15 protein-coding genes are annotated in these 16,081 nt (G+C 57.7%); 3 read left to right on the plus strand and 12 right to left on the minus strand.

Going from position 1 to position 16,081, the window contains the following annotated elements; translation table 11 throughout:
• The first annotated feature begins 118 nt into the window (after window positions 1-118).
• Entirely contained in the window at window positions 119-535 is a 417-nt protein-coding gene (locus tag V7080_RS13640; RefSeq protein WP_334188937.1) for a hypothetical protein, read from the plus strand.
• Here V7080_RS13640 and V7080_RS13645 read toward each other — a convergent pair.
• The 12 genes from V7080_RS13645 to gmd are packed head-to-tail and all read right to left on the minus strand — an operon-like array spanning window position 466 to window position 13,746.
• A complete protein-coding gene (locus V7080_RS13645; RefSeq protein ID WP_334188938.1) occupies window positions 466-2,535 on the minus strand; it encodes a polysaccharide biosynthesis protein in 2,070 nt (689 codons plus the stop codon). The genes V7080_RS13640 and V7080_RS13645 overlap by 70 nt on opposite strands.
• Window positions 2,536-2,542: 7 nt before the next feature.
• Entirely contained in the window at window positions 2,543-3,094 is a 552-nt protein-coding gene (locus tag V7080_RS13650) for a sugar transferase (RefSeq protein ID WP_334188939.1), read from the minus strand.
• Window positions 3,094-4,038, minus strand: coding sequence for an NAD-dependent epimerase/dehydratase family protein (locus V7080_RS13655; RefSeq protein ID WP_334188940.1), 945 nt, complete (start codon window positions 4,036-4,038; stop codon window positions 3,094-3,096). Before V7080_RS13655 ends, V7080_RS13650 begins: the two co-directional genes overlap by 1 nt.
• A complete protein-coding gene (locus tag V7080_RS13660) occupies window positions 4,035-5,153 on the minus strand; it encodes a glycosyltransferase family 4 protein (RefSeq protein WP_334188941.1) in 1,119 nt (372 codons plus the stop codon). Before V7080_RS13660 ends, V7080_RS13655 begins: the two co-directional genes overlap by 4 nt.
• Window positions 5,154-5,170: 17 nt before the next feature.
• A complete protein-coding gene (locus V7080_RS13665) occupies window positions 5,171-5,974 on the minus strand; it encodes a glycosyltransferase family 2 protein (RefSeq protein WP_334188942.1) in 804 nt (267 codons plus the stop codon).
• Window positions 5,971-7,092: a hypothetical protein gene (locus tag V7080_RS13670; RefSeq protein ID WP_334188943.1), complete on the minus strand. Its 1,122-nt coding sequence runs from the start codon at window positions 7,090-7,092 to the stop codon at window positions 5,971-5,973. Before V7080_RS13670 ends, V7080_RS13665 begins: the two co-directional genes overlap by 4 nt.
• Before the next feature lie 20 nt (window positions 7,093-7,112).
• On the minus strand, window positions 7,113-8,102 hold the full coding sequence (locus tag V7080_RS13675; RefSeq protein WP_334188944.1) for a glycosyltransferase family 2 protein: 990 nt from the start codon (window positions 8,100-8,102) through the stop codon (window positions 7,113-7,115).
• Window positions 8,103-8,129: 27 nt separating this feature from the next.
• Window positions 8,130-9,044 (minus strand): alpha-1,2-fucosyltransferase, encoded by a 915-nt coding sequence (locus V7080_RS13680; protein ID WP_334188945.1) that lies wholly within the window; start codon window positions 9,042-9,044, stop codon window positions 8,130-8,132.
• Entirely contained in the window at window positions 9,041-10,549 is a 1,509-nt protein-coding gene (locus tag V7080_RS13685; protein ID WP_334188946.1) for a lipopolysaccharide biosynthesis protein, read from the minus strand. Before V7080_RS13685 ends, V7080_RS13680 begins: the two co-directional genes overlap by 4 nt.
• A gap of 15 nt (window positions 10,550-10,564) precedes the next feature.
• Complete coding sequence (locus V7080_RS13690) at window positions 10,565-11,725, minus strand: DegT/DnrJ/EryC1/StrS family aminotransferase (RefSeq protein ID WP_334188947.1); 1,161 nt, start codon at window positions 11,723-11,725, stop codon at window positions 10,565-10,567.
• The gene (locus V7080_RS13695) at window positions 11,722-12,654 is read right to left on the minus strand and encodes a GDP-L-fucose synthase family protein (protein ID WP_334188948.1); all 933 of its coding nucleotides are present in this window, start codon (window positions 12,652-12,654) and stop codon (window positions 11,722-11,724) included. Before V7080_RS13695 ends, V7080_RS13690 begins: the two co-directional genes overlap by 4 nt.
• A gap of 6 nt (window positions 12,655-12,660) precedes the next feature.
• Window positions 12,661-13,746: a GDP-mannose 4,6-dehydratase gene (gmd, locus tag V7080_RS13700; protein ID WP_334188949.1), complete on the minus strand. Its 1,086-nt coding sequence runs from the start codon at window positions 13,744-13,746 to the stop codon at window positions 12,661-12,663.
• A 181-nt stretch (window positions 13,747-13,927) separates the two neighbouring features.
• On the opposite strand from gmd, the gene V7080_RS13705 reads away from it, so the two are divergent.
• Both V7080_RS13705 and V7080_RS13710 read left to right on the plus strand, forming a co-directional pair.
• Window positions 13,928-15,016: a glycosyltransferase family 10 domain-containing protein gene (locus V7080_RS13705; RefSeq protein ID WP_334188950.1), complete on the plus strand. Its 1,089-nt coding sequence runs from the start codon at window positions 13,928-13,930 to the stop codon at window positions 15,014-15,016.
• A gap of 122 nt (window positions 15,017-15,138) precedes the next feature.
• A complete protein-coding gene (locus V7080_RS13710; RefSeq protein ID WP_334188951.1) occupies window positions 15,139-15,693 on the plus strand; it encodes an FkbM family methyltransferase in 555 nt (184 codons plus the stop codon).
• Window positions 15,694-16,081 lie beyond the last annotated feature (388 nt).

The raw sequence follows: 16,081 nt of genomic DNA on the forward strand, positions 1-16,081 counted from the left end.
GCAGGCCTAAGCGGCTTCTCTGGTCCCGTCAACACGGGATCGCCGGACGCTTACGATGAAGAGGCGGAGAACAACAAACTCAAGAAGCTGCTGGCCAACTTGACTAAAGGCGCTTGGCTTGGAACTGCCGCACGCAGTCGCGCCTGGCCGCCACGGCCGCCACTTTCCATTGAGCACCTCCCGCACGGCATCGATCTCCAACAGCCGCTCACTCGATGGCAACAGCATGCTGCGCGCGCTTGCACGAATTGGCGGGCAGCACCGCCACCACGGCTACTACGGGATGATGCACAACCACCGGCGGGAGATTAACGTCAAGCGCACCTGGCGGGTCTACCACGAGGACGGCTTGGCGGAGCGCAAGCGTCGGCGCGAGAAGCTGCCGGCGCTTGAGTGCCAGCAGCTGGTTTCTGCCAGTTTCGCTACGCCGAAGAATATTGCGCCGCTGGAACCTGCCAGCCTGAATCAGGACACCTGTAGCGATTCACGCTCAAGTGCCTGGTGTACCCAGTCCACCACTGCGCCAGTGGTCTGATATCCCTGCACCAATTCCTGCAGCAGAGCGCGGACCAGGAGCACATCGTTTTGGGCAAGGGCGGCGCTCAGTGCATCTAGTCTTGCGTGAAGGTGCGGCCACGGTAGGAACTGCTCTTGGGCCTTCATGATCCTCGGATGTTGCGTAGGCTCAGGATTCTCGCCGATCAGGAGTTCCTCGTAGAGTTTCTCACCTGGACGCAGGCCGGTGATGGTGATCTCGATGTCGCCATCCGGCCGCGATTCGTCTTTGACGGTCAGGCCGGAAAGCTCGACGATGCGTCGTGCCAAGTCGATGATGCGGACTGGCTGGCCCATGTCGAGCACGAACACCTCCCCTCCAGCGGCCATGGCGCCGGCCTGGATGACCAGCTGCGCGGCTTCTGGAATGGTCATGAAATAGCGCGTGATCTCCGAATGCGTGAGTGTGATGGGTCCGCCGTTCCTGATCTGTTCGCGGAACAAAGGCACAACCGAGCCGCTCGAGCCGAGCACGTTGCCAAAGCGAACAATGGAAAAGCACGTCAGGGGCAGGACGGAATGCGAGCCGAGACGGGCTGGCACACTGTGGGCGGCAGCCAGCGCCTGCAAAACCATTTCCGCGAGCCGCTTGGTCGCTCCCATGATGTTGGTCGGCCGCACCGCCTTGTCAGTGCTGATCAAAACGAAATTGCGAACGCCGTGACGAATGGCGACCTCTGCGCAGATGCGAGTGCCCCAAACGTTGTTACGGACGCCCTCCACAGGGTTGTGCTCGACGATCGGCACATGCTTGTAAGCGGCTGCGTGGTAAACGGTATGCGGCTTCCACGTGCCGATGATTTCACTCATCCGTGCTTGGTCACACACCGAAGCAAGCAGCGGAACGATTTCGATTACGGCCGTACGGCTTTCCAGCGCGTCGGTGCCTAAGACCTCTTCAAATTGCGACGCGTCGCCCTCGGCGACCGCCGTCACTCGGGAGCGGTCCGCCCGCGCGTCAGACAACAACGCTTGCAATTCCTGGTGGACTTTATACAGAGCGAATTCACTCATGTCGACCAGCAGCAACTTCCTCGGCCCGGTCCGCATGACCTGACGGCACAATTCACTGCCGATGCTGCCGCCGGCGCCGGTCACCATGACGGTCTTCCCTTTGGTACTCAAGTTCAGCAACAATCCGTTAGGCCTGATCGCATCGCGGCCCAGAAGATCGTCGATGTCCAGTTCGCGAATGTCGCTCAGGCTCACCTTCCCGGTCGCAATATCACTCAGGCCCGGCAGTGTCCGAAGAGCGACTTTGTGCGGACTCAGATCAGCGAGGATTTCATTGCGGCGCTGGCGTGACACGGATGGAAGGGCCAGCAGGACGTCGGTCACCGAAACCTCAGCCAAAATCTCGGCTAAATCTGCAGGGTTGTATATTGGCAGGCCGTTGAGCACATGTCCGTGGAGCCTGTCGTCGTCGTCTAGGAACCCGACTACTCGCATCTCGGGGCTGTTCGCCATCGCCGAGGCCAGCTGGCGGCCCGCCACGCCGGCGCCATAAATGAGCACTTGGGACAGACTCGCTCGCCGGTGCTGTCGCTGGTAGAGGCTGCCTAGCCAGATGCGTGCGGCGGCGCGCGTTGCGCCGACGAACAACAGCAGCAGGAGCGGCTGTATCAGGCCGACGGTCCGTGGCACGCCACCGACACCATACAGCGTGAACACTGCTGAAAAAACTAGGCCATACACGAGCAGGGCGCGGACCACTGCCATCATGGCGGGAAGGCCGCTGTACCGAAAGATCGCTCTGTACAGCCCTGACCTGATAAAGGTGGGAAGCGCAACCCCTACAGAAACGAACGCGGGAAGGGCGGCTTCGCCTGTCAAGGGGACGAAATACCCCAGGCGCAGGTAGTAGGCCAGCCAGACGGTCAGAACGCACAAGCTAGCGTCGACCACGAGGACGATGCCCCGCTTGACGGGTCGGGGCAAGGTCAAGGCCGTGGCAGCGAGACGGCCGATGTTCATGATCATGTGAAACTCATCGCGGGATTCGATCGCCGGTGCCCCTGCCCATGATAGTCAGGCCAATGTACTTGAAGTAGCCACGCAGTGTGAGCCCTGCGAGCATCCTGGCGTCAAGCTCCGCGAGCAGCTGGGGAGTGGACATATCAACCTTGCTGACCTGCGCGAGGCCAGTGATTCCAGGACGGGCTGTATATACCCCGCGCTGCTCGCGCTCCGCGATCAGCACCTCTTGGCTGGACAGGCACGGACGGGGACCCACCAGGCTCATCTCACCCTTCAGTACGTTCCACAACTGCGGCAGTTCATCCAACTTGGTGCGGCGTAGGAACTTCCCGACGGGCGTGACCGCATTCGGATCGGCCAAGTGGGTCGCCACGGAATTCGTGCCCGGGCGCATGGTTCGGAACTTCACAAGCATGAACGGGACCCGGTTGCGGCCCACCCGCTGCTGCCTCAACAGCGGCACTCCGGTGTCGAACAGGCACACCACGTAGATCACCGCAAGCAAAGGAAGGAACACGACCAAGCCGACAGCAGAGAACACAATATCGAAGGCGCGGACCATCACCCTTCCTCTTGGGCCAGGCGACGCAGCCCCTCGACCATAGAGATAGGCGGCGTCCATTGCAGCAATTCGCGCGACTTGCCGATGTCCACCTGCAGCGAACCGAGCAGCCGCTGCGCCACCTTGCGTTTCCCGAGCACTGAAGCCGCAGTGGACAAGAGGACCACAGGCACTGGCAGGAGATTGGCAGTGCGATTGAACGCTGCGGCAATTCGCTTCAACAGCATAGCAGACGACACATCGTCTCCGTCGCTCACGAGAAAAGTCTGGTTCGCGGCAAGCTTGTGGTTCAAACAGACAATGATCAGATCGACAAGATTGTCGATCGCAACAAGACTGCGGCGGTTGTGGATCACGGCGCCCAATGGAAGTGGAAGCCCGCGCTGGACGGCCGTCACCATGCTCCGGAAATTTCCTTTCACGCCCGGCCCATACACCAGCGGCGGGCGGATGATGACCAGTTCCATGCCGGTCTGGAGCGAAACAGTTCGCAATGCAGCCTCAGCCTCTGCTTTCGATAGTCCATACGGATCGTCAGGAGCGGGAATGTCAGTCTCGGTAAAGGGCCGCCCGTCGATGGTCTGTTCGCCGTTCACCTTCACGGAACTGATGAATACAAACCTTCGCACCCCTGCCGCCGCGGCCTCTCGCGCCAACCGCAATGTGCCATCCACATTGACGGACCTGAAGGTACGAAGGCCACCTTGGTCAGAGCGCGGGACATGGACATGCGCCGCAGCATGGACGATGGCCCGTACACCTCCGAGTGCCGCGTGCCAGTTAGTTCCTGCATCAAGCCCCGACACCATTACAGCACGGTCGTATAGTGGGTTAGCAGGCAATCGGCGACGCAACACGGGAACGACCGGGATTTCAAGCCCAGTCAAACGCCGCAGAACAGCAGACCCGACGAACCCACTGGCGCCTGTAACCAATACAGTCATCGCCCCTGCTCCAGTAAGAGGTCGATCAAGCGACGGTTTACCTCGTCTGCATCAAACCACTCCTCTGCGAATCGCCGGCTCGCCGCACCCATGGACAGAATGTACTCAGGGTGCTCAATGAACCGGCACATCGCAGCGGCCAGGGCAGTAGCGTCCTGCACCGGGACAAAAAAACCGTTCACCCCATCGATCACGGTTTCGCGGCAACCGGGCACTGGAGTGGTGATCACCGCGCGGCCCATGGCCATGGCTTCCTGGGTGCTTGCCGGGACACCTTCGCGGTAGTACGACGGCAAAACAAACACGCTCGCCTGCGCCATCCAAGGAGCCACCACCACATGGCCTGGCCACTCCAGCAGCCCCTGCGCGACCCACGAGACCACGTCCCGACGTGCCAACGATCCAGGATTCTCGTCCAGGTCGCCAAGCAAAATGAAACGCGCGTGCGGATGACGCTCCTTGACGATACGCGCAGCATCGGCGTAATACTCGATGCCCTTTTCGCGCAGCAATCGTGCTGCAAGAAGGAATGTCACGGGTGCGGTAACTGGTGGCGCGACGGACCACTCCTGCAGGTCGACACCAATGGGACCCAGCAGGAATGCTTTACTTGGCGGGATCAGTCCATCCTCGACGAAATCACGCAGGTCATCAGTGTTCAGGAAAACGACTCGTTGAGCGAACTTGAACCCGACGCGGTAGAAAACCATCACCAGCCTTTTCAGCATGCGCCGCTTGAGCGGGTTCGAACCGCCGCCGGACGTAAACACGAATCCCAATCCCTCTATCATCGATATGCGGCGGGGCACGCCAGCCCACCACGCCGCAATCGCTCCAAAAATCACGGGCTTTATGAAGTAGCCCAATGTGATGTCCGGCTTCAACTGCTCCAGCAGCTTCGCCATTTTGAATGTATTGAGCGCATCCCTTATCGGGTTCATGCCGGTCCGGCTCATTGGGCAGTCGACCGGAGTTGCGCCAAGTTCCTCCACCGCTTTGCGGGTGCGCTCGTCGAAGTTCGGCGCCAAAGCCAAGACAGAGAGCCCGCGCGTCCGCAAGGCACGAATCAATGGTGCCCGGAAGTTGACCAGAGATGGCGCGTGGGTAGTGATCAAAGCGAGCGTAGTTGGCATCAGGAAGCGCGCGCTCGAAATCTCACGATCACGACACGTCGCACGAACTTAAAAAAAGAATATAAAAGTGCGGCCAACATCAGGATCGGAGAACTTCTGGTGGATGCCACGATGGCAGCAGTCTCCCCAAGCTGCATCGCCAGCAGGTTCTTGCTCAGCCCCGCATGACCGAATGCGGGCTTGCCGAGGGTCACGAGCGGGATCAGGATCACAGCTCCGCGATGCTTAGCTGACAGATAACGAAGCCAATAGTCAAGATCCTCCCCAAAGCGTTTGCGCTCATCAAACCAGATGTCCGGATCCGGGCGCATGAGCACGGTCGGAGTGATGAACCTGTTCTTAAAAAGCAAACTGCGGACCGACACATTGAGGCTCCGCTGCGGCATGCGTTGCGTATCAAATCCATCGTTCGCGCATTCGCCAGCAATGCGCACAAGCGACCCGACTATATCCAGCCGATTACTGATGAGCAACTCAAGCTGCAGGGCCATCTTATCCGGATGCCACTCATCGTCTGCATCGAGGAACGCGACATACTCAGCGCCACACATACGCATACCCTGGTTGCGCGCCGCCGCAGGACCGCGATTTTTCACAAACGCATGGACTTTCAATTTGATCGCGGCATGCTTCGCGGCGAAGTCGGCAGCCACTGCCAGTGTCCCATCCGTCGAGCCGTCATCGACCAAGCATACCTCAGTCGGCAATGCGGTCTGCCGTGTAACCGAATCGAGTGCGCGTGCGAGGGTCGCTGCCGCGTTGTAGCAGGGAATGATTACGCCATAGCGGGGGAAATCTGTCACCTGGCCGCCCGGATGTCCGCTGGAACCCGGGGGGGTGCCATCAGGGCTAAGAGAAGAAAAACCAACAGCATCTTCTGGCCGCCTTCAAAGACGACATCTTGCGACAGGATCAGTACAAGGCCGAACAGCGTGAGGAATTTGGGGCGGTCACTGCGCATCCAGAACAGTGAAGCGCCTACCAAGGCGAGAAGTGCGAAGAAACCGGCCACTCCGGCAATCCGATACACGTCAAAGAAAATGTTGTGAAAGGATCCGATGTCCTCAATGGAGCGATCGACCATCATCCCGCCCCATGGGTAAAGGTGAAAAACCCTGAGCGCAAAACCCCAGTGCTCCCATCGAGTGGACTCAACCCCTTTGTCCGTGTATTGACGAAAAATTTCCCCTATCCCGCCAAAGCTGGACGACTCGCTCGACGTGATGAGCGCGAATGCCACGAGGCACGTGGTGGCGAGGGCGACGATGGACGCAGCCCGCAGGTTGATTATCTTGTCAAGGACGACAATCCCGACAGCAACGACGAAGAACGCCCGCGACACTAAATATAGATTGATCCCGATGATCAGCAGCAACAAAATATACTTGGGTAAACCCGGTTTAAAGAAGAAGTAGACAACAAGAAAAGCGATGCACAGATAGTTGGACACGAGAGGTGATCCCAGCTCTGCAGAGCCATAGATGGGATTAAAAAGCACGCCCAGCCCTACCGAACGTCCTGCTGCGATGAACGTATATAAAGAAGAAACTAAGCCGTGGACGAGAAAGCCCATCGCGACCGCCAGCAGCAGGGCGCTGTCGTTATGCCCGGGGCGGGGGCACGGTGCGAACACAAGCATGAACACGACGGCTTGGGCGGCAATCCCTGCCGCGACGAGAAGTTTGTCCTCAGCAATGATAAGGTTCTGATAGCCGATAACATACACGAGCGCCAGCAATACGCTTGTCATGAACACGATCGAAATCCGCCGAAGGTCTATCACGCGGTTGTAAGAGAGTAGCACCCATGGCAGAAAAAAGAAGGTGGCAACCAACCACCACTTGAACGGCATTGCCGCCCAAATGAACAAATAAAGGCAGATTCGCCCAAGATCTCGTCGAGCGCTGCTTGCAGTCAACATCGTATATCGGCGTGAGGCGTTCAGATAGCCGCTCGCAGATTTGCGAAACGGTTGCGGACTCTGCAATACTGCTCCCGATTCAGCAATAACCTCGAAGCCAACTTGATAACTTGCACGTCCGCGGGGAAAATGCCGCAAGTCTTCAGCGACAATTCGATTGCTTCGGAGCGGGTTATGTCCGCATAGGGGAGGACCGAGAACAGAAACCGCCGGAGTTCGCCGCCGAGACCGCAGCGGATATAGTCCGGGCCACTTTGAACCAACAGGTCGGCGAAGTCCCGGCCAGAGGCTCGCGAATCACCAAGAGGTGCGCCTTCCCCGCGAAGGCGGAAGGCCCAGTAGTCGCCGAGGGTAGCCAGCGTTCCGTCAATCTGCTCCAGTCGGTGCACATGAGACACCTGCCCCTGATGGACCCGGTACCGCAGTAGCGTTTCGGGCACATTACCAAACCGAACACCAGACATTGCCATCCGGCACCACAGTTCCAAGTCTTCGTAATGTAACGCATGCCTCGAATACGGGAACTGCTTGAAGATAGCCGCCCGTCCGAAGACTGTAGGGTGGGCAAACGGAGTTCCAAGCGTTAGTGCCAATTTAATGCTGTCGTCCTGTTCTGGATAGAACCTGACCTGCTGCGCCTCCCCGAACTGTTCCACACCCGTACCGCAGAGGTCGATATCGTGTGACCGGATATACCGTAGCTGGTGCATCAGCCTCTCTGGCGCAGAAACGTCGTCGGCGTCCATTCTCGCGATAAACCCGCCCGTGGCCAGCTGGACGGCCTCGTTTAGTGAAGCCACAAGCCCTCGGTTGGGCCGGGAGACGATCACCACCCGCGAGTCCGATGCGGCGATATCCTGCAAGATTGCAGGCGTCCGATCGGTCGAGCCATCGTCGATGACAATTAGTTCGAGGTTCTCGTGCGTTTGAACCAGAATGCTGCGTGCAGCCTCGGAGATGAACGGCCCTGCGTTATGTGCCGGAAGAATGACCGAGATTTTCTCGTTCATCGATGTACTCTGATCATCAAAGATTCCTTATGCACTGCGGGTAGGATTTTTCGGGAGCCTGAGCCAATTCTGTGGAACGAGATCCGACGCGTCGATCAATGTGTCGTCGAACCATGGCTGGGGGGAAATCACGATCTTTTCGTCTGCTGGATGACTCAACCACGCGCCCCACCAACTAAATGAGCTATTGGCGATGATGTGGTGCTTGCACGAGCTCATGAGCCTCATATCATTGTAGCTCGCCGTCCCTGCGTTATTGCATACAAACTCATGAGGGAAGTCAAAACGGATGTTTTCCCGGGCCCACCGAACGTCATCTGAAAAGATAAAAAACACGGGTTCCGCCACGCGCTCTGCGACAAAGTCAATAGAAGACCTGTAATAAGCCTCAGTGCATATGCCGTGCTTTGCCAGTGTGGCAGGGTTTTTGACGTAGTCATTGCGGCGGATGTGCACACTCACAGAATCAACGTTATTGATTTTGTCGATCCACACGGCGTTATCTTCGCTCAAGGGCTGCTTGAACCGGAAGTACCGTCGTAGTGGTCCGCAAAGATCCGAGAAGTACTTCGGACTCTGCCAATATCCGAAAAGGAAACAGTTGTCGGTCAGCTCGGTATACCCTGGCCAATACCGGAAGGACGGCTCCATGATGAACCTGTTACCGCGAAAAAACCGGAAAGGCTTCCGGGGCAGAAGCTGACCATACGCAAGTTCGGTTCGCCATCCAAGCACATCGCGAATATCCGCTCGTGTGGCCAAAGGATCGGGACAGTCGAATATGCGGTGCAGTTCAAACCCATTATGCAGCTTGTATCCTGCGAACGACTCAATGAATAGGCGAAGCTGGCCCCCCGTACGCAACGCGAGCGCCTTGCCCGCCGCGTACTGGAACATCTGATTCCCAAGCCCGCCCGAAAGGTTCACGATGATCAAATTCACGCGCTCCTCAACCGGACGGCGAGCAGTCTCGCCAACCCGGCGTTCTTCCACAAGAGTGCGCCGGCGGTCACCGCACTGAGTACGCCGACGTTCACCAGTACTGCGAGCGCCTCGAACTTGCCGGCGGGCGTAATCGGCATGCTCAACGTCCAATAGGCGGACAAGGCCAGCAGGAGCATCGCGGCAATCCAGCGTCCCGCATCCGGGCGCAGTGCCAGGATCTTGAGCATGGCGAACGCGATCAGACATAGCGTGATGACCCCGGCGCAGGCGATCATCAAGGTCGCTTGCATTATCGTGGCCCGAAAGTAAATCCCGCAAACCAATCCGACGGTCAAGACCGCCGCGCCAGCGCTATAAGGCAACATCAGCACGGGCATCCTGCGCTCGGCCTGGGCCGCTGTCGCGATCAGGTTCCCCAAGGCGCGGCAACACTCGATCACCGTTCCGATCAGGACCCAGAACACGACGCCAGAATACTTGGGATCGACTAGGAGTAAGACCAGGGAAGGCGCAGCCAACATTGCGGCAGACGCAAGAACCAGGTAGACAGGCACGAGTGTGTTCACGAGGTCAGAATACGCGATCCCCCTGTCGGTAACGCCGGCGCCCGAAATTCGGCGGTAGAACATCGGGAAGAGGAACTGCATTGCCTGCGATTCGGCGAGCGCCCACAACTGCGACGCGACCATGAGGCCGACCGCGACATACCCGAGTGCACTCAGCCCCCAGTGGAATTCAAGCATGATCCGGTGACCCGAAAACAACCACCACATGCAGCCGGTCGCAAACGCCAGCGGTAGGACGTACCCGGACAATGCGCCGGGCTCCAGCAGCGTCCATTGCCCTGTGCGGGACGGCGGCAGCGCCCGCCGTGCTGCATAGCCCGAGCCGATCGCTCCGGCTGCCATTCCCAGCGCTTGGCCCGCGAACCAGGCGGTACCACCCCCGATCCAAGTCGCAAGGAAGTAAGAACTCCCAAGACCCAGCAGCGCGGTAGCAACACTCCAGGCAGCAGCCTCCCGGCGATGGCCAAGCATATTGAGAAGCGAAACCGAGGTTGCGTTCCAGGTAGCAGCGACGACCATCACCAAGACGCTGCATGCAACGAACGAGCGCTCCCACCCGGTGAGCGGCTGGCGCAGTGCCCACGCTGTGGTGGCCGCAGCACCCACGAAGGCAGCGAAGAAAACCCAGCGGCGATACCGTCGCAACCGCACCAGAAGGGTTCGATCATCAGCCCAGGCGTGCGTATGACGATTGATGTACTGCCCAACTGGATTGATCAGAAACAGGCCGCAAAATACCTGGAAGGTCACCAGCATGGCCAGCAAGCCGTACTCGCCGGGAGAGAGAAGCGAGGTCGAAAGCCTGACCGCTGCGAGCGCGACGACAGCGGCCACGAGCCGGGCTGACGCAACCCAGACGAAGTCACTGGCGAGCCTGCCGACCTGACTGGTCACTGGCTTCTGCAGGGTTGCGTCAGCCTGTTCGGAAGTGCGCAATTCAAGCTCCGCCGACTAGATGCTCGCCAACGAGTGCATTGCTTCGGTGATCGGATAGTGCTGGTTGCCAACAAACAGTCCATGGCTGTGGATGCGATCGGCATTGGCGAGGTCTCCCACGATGTCCGCATCAAAGTACTTCATGACTTCATTCCGCGCGAAATTACCCGCGACGATGGGCCTGCATTCAAAGCCTAAAGTGGTCAGCTTCTCGAGCAACCGGGAACGGCTCAGGTCCGACTCCGGGCGGATCACCAGGCTGAAGCCAAACCAGCTACTCTTGCCGATCTCCTGCTGAATCAGGAGCTCAGGATGTCCCGTCATCCGCGCCTGCAGCAAAGCAGCATTGCGCCGACGTTCGGACACGAACTTGGGAAGCTTTTTCAACTGCTCCACCCCCAGGGCACCGGAGAGTTCGAGCGGGCGGAGGTTGTATCCTGGGAGAACGAAGCGAAAGGACTCGGAAAACGGGTCATCGCTCTTCTCTCCGCATACGTGATTGAGCTTTGGGAGGTTCCGTGTCCAGCCGTGGGCCCTCAATGAAAGCATGATATGGAAGAGCTCTTCGTCATCCGTGACCGTCAAGCCCCCTTCCATGGTCGAAATGTGGTGGGAGAAGAACGAGCTGAAACTACCCATGACGCCGAAGGTGCCAGCCTTCTTCCCGTTAAATTCAGCCCCGAGCGATTCGCAGTTATCCTCCACGATGCGGATGTCTCGTCCGGCGGTGATCTTCGCAATCCGGCCGAAATCGTTGGGGTTGCCGAGCAGATTCACCGCCATGATCAGACGGGTCTTGTCGGTGATTGCCGCGGCGAGCTGGTCTAGGTCATAGTTCAGCGTTTCCAAGTCCACATCCACGAAGCGCATTCTGAGGCCGTATTGGTGGAGCGGGTAGTACGTGGTGCTCCAGGAGACCGCGGGCACGATGACCTCGTCACCAGGCATCAAGCGGTTTTCCTTTGTGAAGCACAATGCCGCCACCATCAACAGATTCGCGGACGAACCCGAGTTCGACATGACTGCGAACTTGCTCCCGATATACTCAGCAAAGGCCCGCTCGAAGGCACTCACCTCTTTTCCCATGGTGAACATGCCCGACGAGATGACTCGTTGCATCGAAGCGAGCTCTTCCTCGCCCCAGGTTGCCGTTGCCAGAGGGTACTTAAAATTCACGCGACTATCTCCTCGAGATAATATTGGTATGTCTTTTCAATGCCTGTGACGAGATCCGTGCCTGGAGTCCATCCCCATTCCTTCTGCCTGCACACATCGACAAGCTTGCGAGCCATTCCAGTCGGGCGGTCTAGGTTATGGACGAATCGGCCTCTGTAACCGATCACATCAGCCGCCACGCGGTAGTACTCGTTAATAAAATAATCTCTGCCCAGTCCGACATTCATGAGTAGCGGCAAATCGTCAAACCGGCGACTCGCTTCCACCAGCACATCGGCAACGTCCCCTGAGTACATGAATTCTCGACGTGCCATTCCGTCACCCCAAATCTCGACTTCGTCAAGACCTTGGGTCTTGGCTAAGTGCACCTTGTGAATGATGGCAGGCACGAGATGTGAATGCTGAGGGTCGAACTTGTCGTACCGCCCGTACAGATTGCATGGGATGAGCGTCTTGTATCGGTAGTCACCATCTTCCCGAGAGACATACTCGCACAGCCTGGCCGTTACGACCTTCGCTAGGGCGTATCCCTCGTTCGTGGGCTCAAGTTCCCCGGTCAAAACCATCTCCTCGCGCAGCGCGTCGCGGCGGTTTCGCGGGTACATGCACGAACTTCCGAGATTGATCAGCCGCCGCACGCCGGCCCTACGGGCTGCCCAGACCACGTTCCTCCCAATGTCAAGGTTTTCCAGCAGGAAACTGACCGGCTCGCGGATGTTGGCCTGGATACCGCCGACCTTTCCAGCGGCATGAATCACGAGATCAGGTTTGTGCTCATCGAAAAAATGCTGGACCTGATCGAAGTTGCGCAAGTCGAGTTCAGCCCTGGTGGGCGCGATGACTTCGAAATCACCTATTGACGGATGCTCAAGGACATTCTGTCCGACCATCCCACGCCCACCCGTGAGCAAGATGCGCTGACTTGGCATTGTTTATCATTCCTGCGGATCGGCAAACCGATAACCGTGCTTCTTCACGAGTTCGTCCCGCTGAGCGGCTTTCAAGTCCTCGCGGACCATCTCCGATACCAGCTCATTAAACCCGATCTTGGGGACCCAACCCAGCTTATCCTTCGCTTTGGTCGCGTCACCGAGCAGGCTTTCGACTTCCGTCGGCCGGAAATAACGTGGATCTACCGCCACGATGCACTTGCCGGACCCGTCATAGCCCTTCTCGTCGATGCCTTCGCCGCGCCAGTTGATCGGAATCTCCAGTTCCTTTGCCGCAGCGTCCACGAAATCACGCACGCTATATTGAACTCCAGTGGCTATCACGAAGTCTTCGGGCGTCTCCTGCTGCAGCATGAGCCACTGCATTTCGACGTAGTCCTTGGCATGGCCCCAGTCCCTGAGTGCACTCAGGTTCCCCAAATAAAGGCATTCTTGCAGGCCTAGCTTGATGCGCGCGAGCGCTCGCGTGATTTTGCGCGTTACGAACGTTTCACCTCGAACCGGGCTCTCGTGATTGAACAAGATTCCATTACAGGCGTACATGCCATAAGCCTCACGATAATTAATCGTGATCCAATAAGCGTAAAGCTTCGCCACCGCATAGGGGCTACGCGGGTAGAAAGGCGTCGTTTCCTTTTGCGGCGTCTCTTGCACAAGCCCGTAAAGCTCTGATGTCGATGCCTGGTAAAAACGCGTACTCCTCGTCAGGCCGAGCACTCGGATTGCTTCTAGAATCCGCAGTGCTCCCAGCGCATCCGAGTTAGCCGTATACTCAGGTTCTTCAAACGACACTGCGACGTGGCTTTGTGCCGCGAGGTTGTATATTTCGTCGGGCCTAACCTTCTGTATTATGTGCATAAGACTGGACGAATCCGTCATGTCACCGTGGTGCAAAAAGAACGAAACGCCTTTCTCGTGGACGTCGCGAAACAGATGATCGATGCGTGCAGTATTGAACAAAGAACTGCGGCGCTTGATCCCGTGGACTTCATACCCTTTCTTGAGAAGCATCTCAGCGAGATAGGCGCCGTCTTGGCCTGTTACACCCGTAATCAACGCTTTTTTTACCATTTCGATCTTTCGGTTCTCCCATGAAACATTACTTGTCGCGCTCGACGCCCGAAACTGCACTGGCGGCACCCAGGGGCAAAGCGGTCAACTTCGGCCGGCCCCGCGCGTTTGGCAGCCCCGCTGGTCGCGGTAAACTCCGTTGTTTAAGCAGCGCACGTCAAACGAGAGTCGAACCCGCGCCATGAGCGGCACGTCATCATACCGCCAGTTGAAGGCCAGCCTCGTGTACCCCCAGGCAGAGGCGAACCTCTGCTTCGATGCGAGCAGCCCTGACAATCGTGACGGGAGCTTTGCGCCACTCATAGCGCTGAGAAAGCTTTTAGGGTCGCACGGTATCGAGCTGAACACCGCCGATTTGAACGCAGAAGGTGAAGTCGCTTTTGAATTGCACCTCAATGCCCACGCAACACAGACCCCGTCGCCATGTTACCTGTTGTCGCTTGAGACGCCTCTCATTCATCCTCCGAACGGTGATCCAAAAAATTGGCGGAAGTACCGGCGCATATTCACCTGGGACGATACTGCCATTGACAACGTCAAGTTTGTCAAGATCAATTTTCCAAACACACTAGCCATACCTGATGTGGATGGATTCCGGTACCGCGACCGGTTTTGCTGCATTATTGCCGGGAACAAATCTTCTGCTGTTATTGACGACCGCGAGTTGTATAGCGAGCGCGTGCAGGTAATCCGCTGGTTTGAACGAAATGCCCCGTCTGACTTCGACCTTTACGGTACCGACTGGGACCTGCCTCCAGCTTTTCCGGGGCGCATAGGTCGGGTCATGGAAAAGGCTTCGCGACTCAGGAACAGATATATGCCTTTAGGCCGCCCATTTCCGTCGTACCGCGGACGTGTAACCGCAAAAAAAACCGTCCTGTCCGCAACTCGGTTTTCGTTTTGCTATGAGAATGTACAGCGGCTAAGCGGCTACGTCACCGAAAAAATTTTCGATTGCTTCTTTTCGGGTTGCGTACCCGTTTACTTGGGTGCCGACAACATCGCTGACCATGTACCCGCGGACTGCTTCGTCGACAGGCGCAATTTCTCCGACATTGCCGACACCTATAGGTACTTGAAGGCAATGGAAGAGCCGACATTCCGCGGCTTCCAGGAGAGGATCGCGAGCTTTCTCGCGAGCGATGCTGCGCGCCCTTTCAGCACAGCCACCTTCGCCCAAACGATTGTGGATCGAATAATCGGCGATCTTCAAGCCGACGGACTTATCAGCCCTCCTCAATCGGGGCGGCAGAACTTCACAACATGTTAAAATCGATCCTATTTTCCGCAAAGCGCCGGATAAGCGTATTATATCGCCGGGAGATTCTCCGCGATGAGCACTTGCTGGAAGTCAAACGATGGTTTCGTGATCGGGGTGACGACACACATCGCATGAACTACCCGCTCACCCCAGAAAGCGTGGTTGTTGATCTCGGAGGGTATGTCGGCGACTTTGCCTGGGAGATTCACTCCAAATATGGCAGTAGGATCCACATCTTTGAACCAATTCCAGCTTTCTATGAACGGTGCGTGGCCCGCTTTCAAGGAAATGCGAAGGTTTTTTCACACTGCTACGGCCTCGGCGCTTCAGACGGCGCGTTCGAGATAAGTGATGCTGCTGATGCATCGAGCCTGTTCGCAAAGGATGGCGGGCTGACCCAAACCGTACGGGTGCGCTCTGTCATCGATAGTTTTGAGGAACTCGGCATCAGTCACATTGACCTGCTCAAAATCAATATCGAAGGCGGTGAGTACGAGGTGCTTCCCGCGCTGATCGCAAGTGGGTGGACGACGAGGGTGAAAAATTTTCAGGTGCAGTTCCATAAGATCGACGACCGCTCCGAGCAGGCGAGGAATTCCATCCGTACCAAACTCGCCGAAACTCATGAACAAACCTACTGCTACAAGTTCGTCTGGGAGAACTGGCGTCGCAGGGAAGCAGGCTAGATGTTGTTTCAATAGATTGTTCACTCGCACAGGTCTGGAAAACTGGAGTTACCGACGCTTGAGAGTGGAAAGTCGGCGAGCACTCGCTGGTCTTCTCAACGCTGCGGTGGACCACCGTGGCGATGCGTCGCATGGGCATGCCTTTTTGGGAATAACTAACTCAACAGCTCTCTGTGCTGCCTTTCACGGCAGAACCAGGTTGCGCCCGCCTTTATTAGTGGTTGCGGACTACAAAAGGCTTGGCTGATCTGGCGACACTCCACCCATGACCATCTTCGACGCCCTCCGCCGCAGCCACGCCACCCAACGCCAGCTCTCCTCCCGCCTCCTCGCAGCCGACGACGGCAAGGGCGACGGTGAGCGCTGGGCCAGCGGCGCGGCGGATGTA

Source organism: Noviherbaspirillum sp. (assembly GCF_036846085.1).
Taxonomy (GTDB): Bacteria; Pseudomonadota; Gammaproteobacteria; order Burkholderiales; family Burkholderiaceae_D; genus Noviherbaspirillum.

What these genes read in the sequence shown, in the direction of transcription:
- V7080_RS13705 (WP_334188950.1), top strand. Translation starts at nt 13,928, where the DNA reads ATGAGCGGCACGTCATCATACCGCCAGTTGAAGGCCAGCCTCGTGTAC.
- gmd (WP_334188949.1), bottom strand. Translation starts at nt 13,746, where the DNA reads ATGGTAAAAAAAGCGTTGATTACGGGTGTAACAGGCCAAGACGGCGCC.
- V7080_RS13645 (WP_334188938.1), bottom strand. Translation starts at nt 2,535, where the DNA reads ATGATCATGAACATCGGCCGTCTCGCTGCCACGGCCTTGACCTTGCCC.
- V7080_RS13675 (WP_334188944.1), bottom strand. Translation starts at nt 8,102, where the DNA reads ATGAACGAGAAAATCTCGGTCATTCTTCCGGCACATAACGCAGGGCCG.
- V7080_RS13695 (WP_334188948.1), bottom strand. Translation starts at nt 12,654, where the DNA reads ATGCCAAGTCAGCGCATCTTGCTCACGGGTGGGCGTGGGATGGTCGGA.
- V7080_RS13655 (WP_334188940.1), bottom strand. Translation starts at nt 4,038, where the DNA reads ATGACTGTATTGGTTACAGGCGCCAGTGGGTTCGTCGGGTCTGCTGTT.
- V7080_RS13710 (WP_334188951.1), top strand. Translation starts at nt 15,139, where the DNA reads ATGAACTACCCGCTCACCCCAGAAAGCGTGGTTGTTGATCTCGGAGGG.
- V7080_RS13670 (WP_334188943.1), bottom strand. Translation starts at nt 7,092, where the DNA reads ATGTTGACTGCAAGCAGCGCTCGACGAGATCTTGGGCGAATCTGCCTT.
- V7080_RS13650 (WP_334188939.1), bottom strand. Translation starts at nt 3,094, where the DNA reads ATGGTCCGCGCCTTCGATATTGTGTTCTCTGCTGTCGGCTTGGTCGTG.